The following is a 13,267-nucleotide window of genomic DNA, read 5'->3' as shown; positions in this document are numbered from 1 at the left end:
GGAGAATGTCCGCGAACAAAGATATACCAATTGTCCGATGAGCGGTTTCTCAAGGATAGATAATGTGGCGCGTGGCCACTTGAAGCTGCATGATCCGGTACATATTGGAGATGGTACCGATGCGTAGTTTGTCTTTTACCTCGTAGTAGTCGGCGCAGGTGCCGCATACGATGATGGGGATACCGTACTTCTTGTTCAGTTCGGCCAGTGTTTCGGCCGTGTCCGTGCCCTCGACGGCCAGCAGCACACCCGTATTGTAGAGAATGATATGCGAAGGAAGCCGATCCAGCTCGCCGATGGCATTGACGAAAGCGCGCATCAGGATGCTGCCCAATTCGTCATTTCCGGTGCCCATCCGATTGCTTTTGGCCACGATGAGGTAGTCGCCTTGTGCCACTGTATGCGGATGCTCGGCCGGGCAGGAAGTCGGGGCCGCTTCTTCGATATGGGTCGATACCCGAAAGGTGAGCGTTGTATAGTCGCCCTCTTCGGATTCGATGGCGACGGCTCCCAGTTCGCCGATATAATCGCGCAGGTTGCATTTTGCCGTTTCATTGTCGGTCATTACGGAGATTTCTTCTCCGACGGGAGTGCCGTCAACAGCTTTCTTGAGTAAAATAAGAGGGAGGGGGCAGAGTTTCCCCCGAGTATCCACCACTTTCATGATTGTAAACCTTTTATATGAGATAGTTCCAGTAGTTTGATGGCTGTTTCGTGAGGTGTATCCGTTTCTACTGCCAGTCGAGCAGAGGAGCTTTCCCTGAATTCGGCCAGCGAGTGTGCATAGGCCTTGTCATAGTAATCGAGAGCCAAGGATACGGCCTCTTCCAGTCGTCCTTCCTTGAGGGCTTTTATGGCTTGTGTCGTAGCAGCTCCTCCCATCCGGCGAGCGATATGCTCGAAAGAGTTTGCCAATGCCTCTGCATCGTACACGCCGTACTCTTTGGCAATATGGGCGATGCGTACGGGACGGGGAACAGACAGCTCGATCAAAGGAGCTTGACGCATGACTTTGTAGAAATCGTCCGGAAGAAATACGCGCCCGATAGTCTTGCTCTCGCTTTCCACCCATATCGGACGGCCTGGATCACAGGCGGAGACAGCATCGTGCAAGAGATTCATGAAATGCTCGGTGGTCGGCTGCTGCTCTTGCCCCAAGGCTCCGAAGGCAGACCCTTTGTGGTTGGCCAATCCTTCCAGATCGATCACCTGTTCCCCCATTTGGGAGAGTTCGTTCAGGATGGGAGTTTTCCCTGATCCCGTATAACCGCCTAAGACGATGAAACGCCACGGGTAAAGCTTTAGAATATCGGGGAAATGCCGGCGGTATGCTTTGTATCCGCCACGGAGACGACGGATGCGAAGTCCGGCTACGGATAGCAGCCAAGCGACACTCTCGCTTCGCATACCTCCTCTCCAGCAGTAGAGGATGATGTCTCTGCCGGCAGCAAGGGAGCGAGCTTCTCGCACCATCTCGGCCATACGCGGCCCAACGAACTCCAATCCTCGCTCTACGGCCGCCTGGCGACTATGTCTGACATAGAGCGTACCTACCTCGGCTCGTTCCGCATCCGAAAACAGGGGGAAACTCTCTGCGCTGGGAATATGTCCGCGGCGGTATTCTTCCGGAGAGCGGACGTCCAAAACGAGAGAGTCGGAGCGGTTGGATAAGAAAAAATCGGTGTCAATCAGCATCGGAAAGAGTCATTCCCTTGGTTCTGAGCGACAAATATACAGATTATCCTTTGCTGCCTTTTCCGTAAGTTTGTGTCCATGAAAGAATTTATCATATCGGAGGCACGAACCGAGCCTACCGTCCTTGTCGGACTGATTACCCCTCAGCAATCGGAAACTCAAGTGCGAGAGTATCTCGATGAGTTGGCTTTCTTGTGCGAAACAGCCGGAGCGCAGCCGATAGCCCGCTTCACCCAGAAACTGGATCAGCCCAATTCCGTAACCTTTGTAGGCAAAGGCAAATTGGATGAGATACGCGCCTATGTGCAGGAGAACGAGATCGGCATGGTGGTGTTCGACGACGAACTGTCGCCCAAGCAGCTGCGCAACATCGAAAAAGAACTTCAGACCAAGATCCTCGATCGTACGGGTCTTATCCTCGATATATTCGCCCGACGGGCACAGACGGCTCATGCCAAAACGCAGGTAGAGCTGGCGCAGTACCAGTATATGCTGCCTCGACTGACGGGGCTATGGACCCACCTCGAAAGGCAGCGAGGCGGTGTCGGCATGAGAGGTCCGGGAGAAAAGCAGTTGGAGACAGACCGCCGTATCGTCTTGGACAAAATAGCTCGGCTCAAAGAAGAACTAAGGGACATAGACAAGCAGAAATCCGTGCAGCGCAAGAACCGTGGCAAGATGGTACGCGTTGCTTTGGTCGGCTATACGAATGTCGGGAAGAGTACGTTGATGAATGTCCTCTCCAAAAGTGAGGTCTTCGCCGAAAACAAGCTGTTTGCCACGTTGGATACGACGGTGCGCAAGGTGATCATAGACAATTTGCCTTTCTTGCTGAGCGATACGGTCGGGTTTATCCGCAAGCTGCCCACACAGTTGGTCGAATCCTTCAAAAGTACACTTGATGAGGTGCGAGAGGCGGATTTGTTGGTGCACGTGGTGGATATGTCGCATCCGGCATTCGAAGAGCAAATAGAGGTGGTGAACCAGACTCTGGCGGAGATAACGGCAGGGGAGGAAAAGCCGATGCTTCTTCTCTTCAACAAGATCGATGCGTTCTCTTTCACACCCAAAGACGAAGACGACCTTACTCCCCGAACAAAAGAGAACATAAGTGCCGAGGAGCTGCAACAGACCTGGATGGCCAAACTCGGGAATGACTGCCTGTTCGTCTCGGCGAAGAAAGGCACCGGGATGGATGCTCTGAAAGCTCTTTTGTACGAGAGAGCTAAGGCAATCCATATCACGCGCTTCCCCTACAATGACTTCCTGTTCCAGGACTATTCGGAGGAGATGGAATAAACTTCTCTTCTGGGGAGGACGTGAAAATTCCTTTAGGGTTCTCCATCGGCTTGCGCGAAATTCTCTATCTTTGATAGATTGTTGATCTTGAGACCATAAGTTTTTGTGGCTCTGTGCATCGACGACTTCGATCATCAATAACAATAAACGATCAGTAGCACTGTGGACGTATCTGCATATCCTTTTTTTCGTCGCGATATGAGTTGGCTCTCCTTTAACGAACGCGTGTTGATGGAGGCTGCCGACCGGACTTTGCCGGTTTACGACAGGATCAAGTTCCTGTCCATCTTCTCTTCCAATCTGGAGGAGTTCTATACCGTACGGGTGGCCTATCATCAGGCCGTCCTACAGAAACGGCGCGACAGGAGCGAGGCCGAAGAGGATTCCGATGCGGATGCTCATATCCTGCAAGCTATTCGGGAGACTGTAATCAGACAGGACGAACTGTATTATCGGATTTTTTACGATCAGATCCTGCCCACCTTGGAGGAACACGGTATCCGACTGCGTACGCATGCCCCCACTCATCCGGATCATAAAGCCTACCTGCGTCGTTTCTTCCACGAGGAGATTTTCCCTCTGCTCTATCCGATGCTGTTGCTGCCGAGCAAGGTGCGTACATTTATCCGTTCGGGTAGGGTATATCTGGCTGTTCGGCTCAAAGAAAAAGAGACGGACGAGGCCTACAGCTATGCACTGCTCAATGTGCCTACCGACGGCCTTCCTCGCTTCGTAGAGCTGCCACGGCTCCAGACCGACACATTTTATTACTACTCTTTTCTGGAAGATATTATCAAAGAGCACCTGGATGTAGTCTTCCCCGGATACGAGGTGATGGACAGCTATTCGATCAAAGTGTCGCGCGATGCCGATTTGCTGTTGGATGCACAGCGTCCTGAAGATCTGCCGGGAGAGATCCGCAAGAAGGTGAAGACTCGCAAGCTCGGTGCTCCTACGCGATTCATGTATGACGGGCGGATGCCCGACGAGGTGCTGCGATACATCTGCAGTTCGTGCGACATCGATCCGGAGGAGGCGATTCGGAGTGGAAACTACGTCAATCTGCAAGATCTGGCTATGCTGCCCAATCCGTTTGCCCCCAGACTGGAGACACTCACGCCGGAGCCTCTCCTCTCGAAACATTTGGAGCAGGCCCCTTCTCTGATGGAAGGCATTCGTAGGAAGGACTACCTGATTCATGTGCCTTACTATACGTATGATTATGTCGTGCGCCTGCTGATGGAAGCGGCCATCTCACCGGATGTGTCGGAGATACGCCTTACGCAGTATCGCGTAGCTGAAAATTCGTCCATTATCAGTGCATTGGAAGCGGCTGCACAGAGTGGAAAGAAGGTATCTGTCTTCGTGGAGCTGAAAGCCCGATTCGATGAGGAAAACAATTTGCGTTTATCAGAGCGTATGCGCCGTTCGGGGATTCGGATCGTTTACAGTATGCCCGGACTGAAAGTCCATGCCAAAACGGCTCTCATCCTCTATCATACACCGGCCGGTGAACGTCCGCAAGGCATCGCTTTGCTCTCTACGGGGAATTTTAATGAGACCACTGCTCGCATTTACTCCGACACTACGCTGATGACTGCCAATACGGACATTGTACATGATGTGTACCGCCTTTTCCGCATTTTGGACGGAGATCCCGAACCGGCACGTTTCAGTCGTCTGCTCGTGGCTCGCTACAACATGGGTGAAGCCATTACCAACCTGATCGAACGCGAGATAGAAAACGTGAAGCGCGGTAAGCGTGGCTATATGCTCCTGAAGATGAACGGCCTGCAGGACAAGAATGTCATCACACAGCTCTATCGGGCTTCCGAAGCCGGTGTGGAGATCGATCTGATCGTGCGAGGTATCTGCTGTTTGGTACCCGATATGCCACAGAGTCGCAATATACGTGTCACTCGATTGGTGGATATGTATTTGGAGCATAGCCGTATCTGGTGCTTCCACAACGGGGGGAAAGAAGAGGTATTCATCTCTTCGGCCGACTGGATGAAGCGCAATCTATACAACCGCATCGAGACTGCCTGCCCTGTGCTGGATCCTACTTTACGAAGAGAGATTATCGACATATTGGAGATCCAGCTTCGCGACAATATCAAGGCTTGCCGGATCGATTCTTCTCTCAACAACATTTACAAACACAATAGCGATGAGAAACCGGTGCGAGCACAAGCTGCTATCTACCGCTATCTCAAAGGCAAAGAAGAGACCACTCCTGCTGCAAAATAAATGATGAATAAGACCCATTTTCTCCGTATCCTGCTGTCACTGGCAACCGTTTGTTTCTTGTCTCTATCCCTCGTGGCTCAACGACATTCGGAAGCCTTCGAGCGTTGGCATCGTGACAAATTCAGCCTTTTCATTCATTACGGCCTCTACAGTGAGCTTGGAGGGGTTTGGCAAGGAAAACCCGTAAAGAACGGATATAGCGAACAGATCTACTCTTTCGGAATACGCGATATGAAGCAATACGAGCCGGTGGCCAAGCGGTTCCGCCCCGACAGATGGGATGCCGATGCCATAGTAGCCTTAGCTCGGAAAGCAGGGATGAAGAGTATCGTGTTTACTTCCAAGCATCACGATGGCTTCTGCATGTATGGCTCGGCTGAGACTCCATTCAATATCGTGGAGGCCACTCCTTCGCGTCGCGATGTGATGAAAGAATTGAGCGATGCTTGTCAGCGTTCGGGTATGAAGTTCGGCGTTTATTTCTCTCTTATCGATTGGCATTTCCCGGAAGCCAGTCCGATCAGCGATCACAATGCTGATCGGATTACTCCGGCACATCACCAATACAATATGCGTCAGGTCAGAGAGATCCTCACGGGCTACGGCCCTGTCAGCGAGTTGTGGTTCGATATGGGATCGCTTACGCCGAAGCAGAGTGAAGAGTTGTATTGTTTGGTGCATGAGCTACAGCCCGATTGTATGGTTAGCGGACGCTTAGGTAATGACCGAGCGGACTTTGCCGTCATGGGAGACAATGAACTTCCTACCGAACCGATTGCCATTCCTTGGCAGACGGCGGCATCTATGTTCCCGGAGACATGGGGCTATCGCTCATGGCAGGAGAGAGGCTCTATTCGGGACAAAGCTCGCGAGAAGTTCGAAGATTTGGTGCGAGTGGTGTGTCGTGGGGGTAATTATCTGCTGAACATCGGTCCTGAAGGCAATGGCTCCATATTGCCTTACGAATCCGAAGTGCTGCGAACTATGGGCGAATTTCTCGATATGTATGGAGAAGGTATTTACGGTACGGAACGCTCTCCTTTTCCTGAACTCTTGCCCTTTGGCGAAGTTTCGGTTCGCGATTCCATGCTCTATCTGTTTGTTCGTCCGGATATGGCCGGCAAGGAGATATTCATTCCGGTGAATGGAGAATTTTTGGAGGAGGTGAGCAATTTGACCAACGCTTCACCGCTCAATATGGACATTCGCAAGACGGGGGTTCGTATCCGAATGCCTGCAAGTATGCCTGAGTCTTTCCTTGTGCTGGCTCTGGCATTCAATAGAAACGATTTTGTGTTGGCAGACCGCCCACAGAGTTATCCCTTGCATACGGCCAATAGCTCCCGGATATACGGCCATAGCTGCTGGGACTACTATACGGGCTTCAAGAGTATAACGGGCATGAAATGGCAAGCGGTTTCTGCTCCGCGTGCTATTATATATACGGACATGGAAGCCGGCAAGACACTACGGCTTTCTGTCGGGAAGGAAGAACGAGAAATTACATTGGAAGGAGGCAAATCAGAGGAAGTGTCGATTTCGCACGACGGCTTGTCATGGGGCAAACCCTATGTTCGGCAAGTGGGTGGGGTATTCGGTATGATTCCAGACAATATCCTTCGAGGCGACTCCATCCCTCTACCCTTACCCAAAGGGTGGGAAGAAATGCCTGTAGGACAAGTGGAGAAAAAGCCTTGGGGAGAGATTAGCTCCTGTCTGCTGGTGCAGGATATTGTATCGGATAGAGAACAGACCGTGGCATGCCACCTCACTTTCGGCAATGGCATATATGTAACACTCAATGGGAAACAAATCACAGCCGAACTGATTCGGGAGACAGGCCTGGCTCATGAACTAACCGTTTGCTTGCCGTTGCAAAAAGGGAAAAATCGATTGGCTGTGAAGTTTATGAATAGATTCGGGGAAGAATTGATAAGAGGTGTCAGCTGGCCGAAGTCATATACACGCTACTTGCTGCCCATTGAAGGGTTCTCTTTAGAGAAAGCCGGAAAAAAGGGGATTTCCATCGAACTCCGTCCTGCATCCGTTCGGTATCAGGGTGCATCTGCTTCGATTCCGAATATAGCCCTCCTTTGATACACATAGTGCCCTAAAGCTTTTTAACGTCAGTTCGACGTCTTTATAATAACGTGAGTTCGATATAAGCGTTATGGTGCCGACTCTCATAAGTATTTGTCGATCAATCCTTTGTTGGGTTAACTATAACCGATCAGAAAATGAAAGGGAAAAAATTTGACGTCTCATCGGATGTCGAAGTCTCCCGAAGCTGAAATCTCTCAACCGAGAAATGAAATACGTTGATAAACAGCATATTGCATGTTTTTCTTGGATCGAATCCGCATTGTTTTATAGCCGTTCGGAACATACTCCGAAAGAGGGTCGAGCTACGCCCTACAGCGACTCGGGCTACGCCGTAGAGCGTACCGAGCTGCACTCTACAGCGTAGCTCGAAGAGCTGTACGGGATAGCTCGTCATCCCCTATGGAGTACCTCCATGTGCCCTATGGTATAGCCCATCTTTCTGTACGGACTGTAACATTCGGTCAAAAAAGCAATCCGAATTTCAATGTTGGTTCGATCCAAGCAGAAGCAGGGTACCCCTATTTGTCTGAGAATTTTAGGGCATTAGCCTCTGATCAGGAAAAGAATTATTCATTGGCGTTTTCTTACGTCGAACTGACGTTATAATACGAGGCTGGTTCAAACCTACAGCCTGCCGGGTGTAAACATCGGAGAGGGGGAGCCGTCATTGGAGCCGGAAGCGTAGTCACACATCATATTCCGGCAGGGATGCTGGACTATGGGAATCATGCCGTGTGATACGTCCGGCTCGCTGAAGCTTGTCGGCTCCGAAAGTTTGCAAAGTAAGTTGCCTGTTTGTCTCTCAGAGCCTTCCTACAGATCCACGTCCTGCTCGTGAGCTGTTGTCTGATTGACTACAATAGAAGCAGGTAAATAACCCTCCTTTTCGACTGTTTCGGTGGCCGAAACAGGCGGAACAATCGGCGAACCGGCTCCTGTAATGGATTTTACCGAGAGGACATACTCATTATTTCGTACGAGACCGAAACGCCCGTAGGAATCTTTGTTAGGAGCTTTTTCATCATCGAAATGGCGAATAGGGATGGCATAATAATTCTGCGATTTGTAGTAGAACTGTATTCCATGACTGACGAACCCACCTGTATAGACCAATGAATTGTCAGCTTTCGCCTTCTTGATGCTGTCGGCCAGAGCCATACCGGCAGAAACCGGATTGTCTACGTATTTTTTGAACTGCTCCAGACTCATCTTTCTACCCTGAAATTCGATCCAGCCTTCATCCGGCTTCACGCCGGGGATGCCATGAGGAACGTATTTTGCACGCAAGACTACTCTCGGTACATAAGCTGTAAAGTAGTTTTTAGGATTTACGGTCGATTCTTTTGTATAGATCGCTGCTTGGTTCAGATTGAAGTCCGTCTTTTTCTCCTGCATTTTGGCTGCTGCCACAGGATTGTCAAACATGTCTGCCTTGACATACCCATAGACGTTGTTGTATGCTACACCGGCGGCTATCGATTCCTCTGCCCAACTTGAGGCATAACGGTCAGCAAGAGGCGAATTGTCTCCATAGGCTTCATTAGTGCCACTGGAGAGTTTGGCCAAATGGCGCAAGGGGTATATCCTTTGTGGTACTACATCAATGACATAGCAAGAAACATCGCCTGTGTACTCTCCGCCCGATATTGTCGGTTTCCCTACGACCAATACACGTGCCAGACACGGTTCCACGTTTACGGACAACCGTGATGCCTCGGAAAGCTGGCTCTTTTTGTCTACGATCTGAGTAGACAGCAATTTGATCAACCCCTGATCGTTGGCCATGGTAACGGAATGTTCCGACTCGGATGTAATATTACCGGTCTCATATGCAGCGAATGACTCCAAAAGCGTCTGACTCGTAGCTTGAATGGCTGTTGTAGGTAATAGAATTTCCGGAATAATCGCTGCATAGGAAGTTCCACTATTGACCAACACAGCCAGACGATAGTTCTGTTTCGGTATTTTGAGATCGAAGTAGAGGTCACTTGTCGGTTCAACGGTTCGACTTAGCAGCAGTTTTGAATCAGTCTCATGAAAGAACAAGAAGGTAATGCGACGAACAGACCGAAGTGGATCATGTGTACCACCCTTTCTGGAGAGGTGTAGGTTGGATCTAAGATCAAGGGTGATATAACCCGAATCCAATGGTTGTTCAACATCGTCGGCATTCGTCAATACCGGATGATTGGAGCAAGAAAATCCAATACAAGCCAAAGAGCAGCCAAGTAGCAGTGTTTTTAGTTTCGTAAGCATTGGTGTTAAAATTTGATATTAAAAAGAGGGGATTAGTTGTAAAAAGTTTTGTCGAAGGCTCTGAACTCTTGGTGTCCCAATACATAGCATCTCCAGCAAGCAACCAGAAATCCGCTACCGTATCCCCATAGCTGCACGAAAGAGGCCGGTACGGCAAGAATGGCTATGCGTAGGGAGCGATTGGTATGCCACGCATCCAATAAGAAAAGCAGTGCCAAAAGTAACAAAGGAAGCAATGACCATGGACAAAAGAACTGTCCGACAGCCAGTATTACAGAGCCTAACGTAAAGAGGGCCGGCAGTATGTGTACGGGCTTCATACTCCCGGGATGCCGTCTTTGCAAATGAATACGGGCAATACCGGAGTTGTACACCTGACGGAAGAACTTCTTAAAATCGATTCGCCGTTTATGGAAAACAAAGGCTTCCGGAAACAAGTATACGTTGTATCCGGCCTTAAAGAGACGCAGACTAAAATCAATATCTTCACCGAAGCGCATCTCTTCCGAAAACCCACCGAGTTGCCGATAGATCGAAAGTTTGCAGCCCAAATTGAAACTGCGAGGATAGAACTTGTCCAGTCGTACTCTTCTACCCCCGCGAATGCCTCCGGTCGTGAAGAAAGAGGTCATCGCATAGTTAATGGCTTTTTGTATGGGTGAGAATCCTTCTGCTGCTGCGTCAGGGCCGCCGAAAGCATCTGCTTGCATCTGTTCGATCCTTTTTTTTACTGCGGCTATATAACTGCTCGGTAGTACTACATCCGAGTCCAATATCAACAGATATTCGCCCACAGCCATTTGTGCACCAATGTTGCGTGCAGCAGCCGGTCCTCCATTAGGCACTCTTACATACTGTATTCGGAGAAGTTCTCTGACGCGATCCACTTCTTTGTCGCAGCACACAGACGAACCATCTTCTACGATGATCACTTCGAAGTCGCTATTCGTCTGAATAAGCAGGCTCTCCAGCAGCTCCCGCACTTCGTCGGGGCGATTATAAACGGGGATAATAATAGAGAAGGCCGTGGGAGGTGTATCCATTCCTGCCGATTTATTTGTTGACTTTTTCTTCGCTGTTATTGTACCACTCCAAATATGACTGAGTATATGAGCGGCCGGATTCCAGCAAAGCTTTCTTTTGGGCATCGCTGATGGCAAAATCCGTAGTCTTTACTCCCAGCGTATCGATGTAAATGGTGCGTTGCCAGTCGTCACTGTGCAGGTGTACATCGTCTTGAGCAGAGAGCAGAGTGCCGAATAGCGACACGGTATAGTCAAAGAAGCTGTCGATATCTCGATGAGGAGGTTCTGCGTTGTCCCTGAAGAAGGCTATCTTCTCTTTGCTGTCGAGTCGGAAGCCCAATGTTTCTTTGTTGTATACGTAATCGGCAATCTTCCTGGGGCGTTTCTCCAGCTTCTTATTGATAGGTTCATAGTAGCCCGTTCGTGTAAAGTTCTTGGTTACATACTTGGTACGATCAAACACCTTGACGGGATAGTTGTTCAGCATACCGCCGTCCACATATACATCGTTTCGGAAGTTGCGCTTAGCAGCGAAAAACAGCGGAATGGACATAGAGATACGAGCAGCATCGGCTATACAGACGCGAGGTGTATGTTCTGCCGAAAAGATCTCTGAGAATCCTGTAGAAAGATTGGTGCCGATGAGAGAAATGTCGAGAAATTTGTTTTCTCCTTTCATTGCAGCCAAATCCGCAAAGGTCGATTCGCTGTTGCCGGTCTTGGCCTTGATCAGGTCGCCAATCCAATTGCGGAAGAAATCGCCTTTGTACCAACCGAACTTCTCGATCAGCCGTTTCGTATCTTGAATGATACCCCATGAATCGTCCATGAAATTCTTGAAATTGAGGCACCACATTATCTCTTTGATCTCACTCGGTGTATAACCCAGTCCGATGAGCACAGCCATGATGGCACCGGCCGATGTGCCGGCTACTCGTTTGATCTTGGGGAAAATCTTTTCTTCCTGCAGCACTTCGAGGGCCCCGATATAGGCAATGCCTTTCACACCACCCCCTTCAAAGACGAGATTTTTAAAGAAATAAGCCATATGTATATTAGAAATTAGATGGTAAGTCGAGAGAGGTTATGGCTAAGAGGTCAATTCAATTTCCACTCTGCACCGTCTTTCGTGTCTTTTATCGTAAATCCCAGAGCCGTGAGTTCGTCACGGATCTTATCGCTTGTCGCCCAATCCTTACGAGCTTTGGCTTCGGCTCGGATACTTAGGAGCAGATCCATCGCTTTGCCGAAGGCTTCGCTGCCACCGGCTGAAGACGCCCTTTCATCGCACATACCAAGCAGGTCGAACAGGAAGAGGCGGAATGTGGTACGCAGTTCCTCCAAGTCGGAAGGAGTAATGGTACCTTGTCCATTGTGTACAGCATTAATTGCGCGCGCTGCATCGAAAAGAGCTGCTATTACCATTGGACTGTTCAGGTCATCGTTCATGGCATCGTAGCAACGCTTACGCAGGTCGCCAACCTCTACGGAGGTCGTGTCGGCAGTCTTCAATCCATCGAGTAAGGCTGCTGCATCCAGCAAGCGCTCCAAACCCTTCTCTGCCGCTTCCAGAGCTTCATTGCTGAAGTCTACAGTGCCTCGATAGTGGGCTCCGAGAATAAAGAAGCGTATGGTCATGGGTGAATAAGCTTTGTTAAGACTCGGATGCGCTCCGGAGAAGAACTCTTCGAGTGTGATGAAGTTGCCCAAGCTTTTACCCATTTTCTGCCCGTTGATGGTTATCATGTTGTTGTGCATCCAATAGCGCACGATAGGGTGCCCCTGTGAGGCAACGGCCTGTGCTATCTCACATTCGTGATGGGGAAATACGAGGTCCATTCCTCCACCATGTATATCGAACTCTTCACCGAGATACTTGCGCCCCATGGCCGTACATTCGCAGTGCCACCCTGGGAATCCCATACCCCAAGGACTCGGCCAACGCATGATATGCTCGGGCTGAGCAGCCTTCCAGAGGGCAAAGTCTACGCCGTTTCGCTTTTCGTCCTGCCCATCGAGTCTGCGGGTATTATTGATCATCTCTTCTATGTTCCGACCGCTCAATACTCCGTAGCGATGGTCCTGATTGTATTTTTCCACATCGAAATAGACCGATCCGCAACTTTCATAGGCGTAGCCCGCTTTCAGTATTTGCTTGACCAGTTCGATCTGTTCGATGATATGACCCGAAGCCATCGGTTCTATACTCGGAGGCAACACATTGAGAACTTCCATGGCATGGCGATAACGCGTGAGGTAGTACTGCACTACTTCCATCGGTTCAAGCTGTTCGAGGCGTGCCTTCTTGGCGATCTTGTCTTCCCCTTCGTCTGCATCGTGCTCCAGATGGCCTACATCGGTAATGTTGCGTACGTAGCGCACTTGATAGCCCAAATGCCGGAGATAGCGGTATAGGAGATCGAATGTGATGGCCGGACGGGCATGTCCCAAGTGGGCATCTCCGTAGACCGTAGGGCCACACACATAGAGTCCGACATGAGGTTCATGAATAGGCTCGAAGCGCTCTTTCTTGCGATGGAGCGTATTATAAATTTCCAAGGGATGTTCCATTATAATTGTGGGTTAAGCGTGCATATATTACAAAGGTAGCACAGTTTTTAATTAACTTTGCGTAATAG

10 protein-coding genes are annotated in these 13,267 nt (G+C 49.9%); 4 read left to right on the top strand and 6 right to left on the bottom strand.

Annotation, left to right across the window (positions count from 1 at the left end; all coding sequences use genetic code 11):
• Positions 1 to 49: 49 nt before the first annotated feature.
• Complete coding sequence (gene yedF, locus PGN_RS08600) at positions 50 to 664, bottom strand: sulfurtransferase-like selenium metabolism protein YedF (protein ID WP_012458553.1); 615 nt, start codon at positions 662 to 664, stop codon at positions 50 to 52.
• On the bottom strand, positions 661 to 1,695 hold the full coding sequence (mnmH, locus tag PGN_RS08595) for a tRNA 2-selenouridine(34) synthase MnmH (protein WP_012458552.1): 1,035 nt from the start codon (positions 1,693 to 1,695) through the stop codon (positions 661 to 663). The genes yedF and mnmH overlap by 4 nt, the downstream gene beginning before the upstream one ends.
• A 78-nt stretch (positions 1,696 to 1,773) precedes the next feature.
• Here mnmH and hflX point away from each other — a divergent pair, with 78 nt between their 5' ends.
• From hflX to PGN_RS11635, 4 genes are all read left to right on the top strand, one after another.
• The gene (gene hflX / locus PGN_RS08590) at positions 1,774 to 2,994 is read left to right on the top strand and encodes a GTPase HflX (RefSeq protein ID WP_004583549.1); all 1,221 of its coding nucleotides are present in this window, start codon (positions 1,774 to 1,776) and stop codon (positions 2,992 to 2,994) included.
• Positions 2,995 to 3,156: 162 nt separating this feature from the next.
• Positions 3,157 to 5,244, top strand: coding sequence for an RNA degradosome polyphosphate kinase (locus tag PGN_RS08585; protein WP_012458551.1), 2,088 nt, complete (start codon positions 3,157 to 3,159; stop codon positions 5,242 to 5,244).
• Positions 5,245 to 5,247: 3 nt separating this feature from the next.
• Positions 5,248 to 7,341 carry an alpha-L-fucosidase gene (locus tag PGN_RS08580; protein WP_012458550.1) on the top strand — a complete coding sequence of 698 codons (2,094 nt, stop codon included), beginning with the start codon at positions 5,248 to 5,250 and terminating at the stop codon, positions 7,339 to 7,341.
• A 211-nt stretch (positions 7,342 to 7,552) separates the two neighbouring features.
• Positions 7,553 to 7,711, top strand: coding sequence for a hypothetical protein (locus PGN_RS11635; protein WP_169924601.1), 159 nt, complete (start codon positions 7,553 to 7,555; stop codon positions 7,709 to 7,711).
• A gap of 449 nt (positions 7,712 to 8,160) precedes the next feature.
• On the opposite strand, the gene PGN_RS08575 is transcribed toward PGN_RS11635, so the two are convergent.
• Genes PGN_RS08575 through cysS form a run of 4 tightly spaced genes read right to left on the bottom strand, consistent with a single transcriptional unit; the run spans position 8,161 to position 13,199 of the window.
• Positions 8,161 to 9,603, bottom strand: a complete 1,443-nt coding sequence (locus PGN_RS08575; RefSeq protein ID WP_012458547.1) for a PGN_1808 family fimbria major subunit — start codon at positions 9,601 to 9,603, stop codon at positions 8,161 to 8,163.
• Between the two features lie 32 nt (positions 9,604 to 9,635).
• Positions 9,636 to 10,646 (bottom strand): glycosyltransferase, encoded by a 1,011-nt coding sequence (locus tag PGN_RS08570; protein WP_012458546.1) that lies wholly within the window; start codon positions 10,644 to 10,646, stop codon positions 9,636 to 9,638.
• Positions 10,647 to 10,656: 10 nt separating this feature from the next.
• Positions 10,657 to 11,676: a patatin-like phospholipase family protein gene (locus PGN_RS08565; protein WP_004583542.1), complete on the bottom strand. Its 1,020-nt coding sequence runs from the start codon at positions 11,674 to 11,676 to the stop codon at positions 10,657 to 10,659.
• Positions 11,677 to 11,726: 50 nt separating this feature from the next.
• Positions 11,727 to 13,199 (bottom strand): cysteine--tRNA ligase, encoded by a 1,473-nt coding sequence (gene cysS, locus PGN_RS08560; RefSeq protein WP_039416525.1) that lies wholly within the window; start codon positions 13,197 to 13,199, stop codon positions 11,727 to 11,729.
• Between the last annotated feature and the right edge of the window lie 68 nt (positions 13,200 to 13,267).

Origin of the sequence: Porphyromonas gingivalis ATCC 33277, assembly GCF_000010505.1 — a bacterium.
GTDB lineage: Bacteria > Bacteroidota > Bacteroidia > Bacteroidales > Porphyromonadaceae > Porphyromonas > Porphyromonas gingivalis.
The sequence above is the reverse complement of the archived record's forward strand: the minus strand, read 5'-3'. Positions and strand labels throughout refer to the sequence as shown.

Excerpts from the sequence above, each read along its gene's own strand:
- PGN_RS08565 (WP_004583542.1), bottom strand. The coding sequence starts at position 11,676 with ATGGCTTATTTCTTTAAAAATCTCGTCTTTGAAGGGGGTGGTGTGAAA.
- PGN_RS08580 (WP_012458550.1), top strand. The coding sequence starts at position 5,248 with ATGAATAAGACCCATTTTCTCCGTATCCTGCTGTCACTGGCAACCGTT.
- PGN_RS08575 (WP_012458547.1), bottom strand. The coding sequence starts at position 9,603 with ATGCTTACGAAACTAAAAACACTGCTACTTGGCTGCTCTTTGGCTTGT.
- PGN_RS08570 (WP_012458546.1), bottom strand. The coding sequence starts at position 10,646 with ATGGATACACCTCCCACGGCCTTCTCTATTATTATCCCCGTTTATAAT.
- mnmH (WP_012458552.1), bottom strand. The coding sequence starts at position 1,695 with ATGCTGATTGACACCGATTTTTTCTTATCCAACCGCTCCGACTCTCTC.
- hflX (WP_004583549.1), top strand. The coding sequence starts at position 1,774 with ATGAAAGAATTTATCATATCGGAGGCACGAACCGAGCCTACCGTCCTT.
- yedF (WP_012458553.1), bottom strand. The coding sequence starts at position 664 with ATGAAAGTGGTGGATACTCGGGGGAAACTCTGCCCCCTCCCTCTTATT.
- PGN_RS11635 (WP_169924601.1), top strand. The coding sequence starts at position 7,553 with ATGAAATACGTTGATAAACAGCATATTGCATGTTTTTCTTGGATCGAA.
- cysS (WP_039416525.1), bottom strand. The coding sequence starts at position 13,199 with ATGGAACATCCCTTGGAAATTTATAATACGCTCCATCGCAAGAAAGAG.